1 protein-coding gene is annotated in these 1,720 nt (G+C 71.3%); it reads left to right on the top strand.

Translation table 11 applies throughout. The features are described 5' to 3' along the window. Positions 1-1,720, top strand: a 1,720-nt coding sequence (locus AOK24_RS20130; protein WP_055721450.1) for an outer membrane protein assembly factor BamB family protein, incomplete at both ends; no start/stop codon positions are given.

The following is a 1,720-nucleotide window of genomic DNA, read 5'->3' as shown; positions in this document are numbered from 1 at the left end:
GGAGGCGCTGCGGGACATCCACCGGGTGGGCCTGGTGCACCGAGACCTCAAGCCGGGCAACGTCCTGATGACGGAGGACGGCCCGCGCGTCATCGACTTCGGGATCTCGCGGGCGGCCGATCACCAGAGCCTGACCACGACGGGCCGGATGATCGGTACGCCGCCCTTCATGTCGCCGGAGCAGATGGCGTCGCCCCGGGACGTCACCCCGGCCTCGGACGTGTTCTCGCTGGGTTCGCTGCTGGTGTTCGCGGCGGTGGGGGCGGGCCCGTTCGACTCGGACAGCCCGTACATCACGGGGTACCAGGTGGCGTTCGGGGCACCTGACCTCACCGGGGTACCCGGTGAACTCCTGAGTACGATCGAACGCTGCCTGGCCAAGGACCCCGCCGACCGCCCGGCCCTGGCGGACGTACAGCACCTGCTGAAGGCGCTCCCGGAGGACGTACCCGGCTCCACCGCCCCCAAGAGCCGCCCGACACCCCGGAGTTCACCCACGACGGTCCCGGTGAAGACCTCGACCGGTACGGGCCGCAAGCGCCGCCGTACGAGGCTGCTGCTCGCCACCCTCGGCGCGGTACTGGCTATCACAGGTACGACATACCTGACGAGCCGGAACCCCGAAGGCGCGGCGAGTACTAATACCACCCCTACCCCAGAGCTACCCGCCGGTTGGAAGCCCTGGCAGGTAGCTCTGAGGTACGAGGTCAAAGGCATCCCTCTCGAGTACGACAACCCGGCGTGCGTGACGGAGAGCGGCGCCCTCTACTGCGGGGGTACGGGGTTCACGACCGCCAGGGTCGACGCGGCGTCCGGCAGGGTCGCGTGGCGCACCGGAACCCGCCCGCAGGGGGCGGGGCCGATCGGCGTACGCGGCGGCATCGTCTACACCTACGAGCAGCCGGCGGACCGGACCAGACGCGTGGTGGCGCTCGACTCCCGTACGGGCAAAGCGCGTTGGCGGCGCGACATCAACACGGCCGCGAGGGCGGTGCTGTACGACGGCGGGTTGCTGACCCTGTCCCCGGACGCCTCGGAGTTCATCGCGTACGGCCCCACGGGCGCGGAGTTGTGGCGGGCGCCGTCGCTGGACGAGTACTGCACCCCGGCGGCGCTGGGCGGCGTGCCGTACGCCCTGTGCGAGCAGGGCACCGAGCCCGGGCAGGCGCCGGTCGAGTTAATGCGGGTCGAGCCCGACAGTCTGTCCACGACCGCCACCCTGCCGAAGAAGGCGCTGGCGCTCGGCGCGGTCGGCGGACAGCCCCTGTTCCTCGCGCCGCAGACCGCCGAGGACGTGTACAAGTCCGGGTACGAGCGGCCGTACGACGCGCTGCTGCGGGTGGACCCGGCGACCGGCCACGTCACCCGCGTCCCGCTGGCCCGCGCGCTGACCGGTACGGCGACCCTGATCGGCGGCGTCGTCTACTTCGTCCGGTCCGACGGGTCGGTCACGGCGGTGTCGGCGGCCGACGGGAAGCAGCTCTGGCAGCGGGTGACGGACGTGGAGAGCCTGTCCGCGCCGGTGGTGTCGACACGGTACGGGAGGGTGTACTTCGCCAACCGCTACGGGCGGTTGCTGGCGCTCGACAGCCGTACGGGGGCGGAGGTATGGGCTACCTCGGCGCTACCGGACCCCGGGGACAAGGTGCAGGGGTATCCCCCTCAGGTACTACTCGTCGACGACGCGATCGTGGGGATGGCGGGGGATACGGCGTTCTCG

Source organism: Streptomyces niveiscabiei (genome assembly GCF_001419795.1).
Lineage (GTDB): Bacteria > Actinomycetota > Actinomycetes > Streptomycetales > Streptomycetaceae > Streptomyces > Streptomyces niveiscabiei.
Note: the sequence above shows the minus strand (reverse complement) of the source record. Positions and strands in the feature narration are given on the sequence as shown.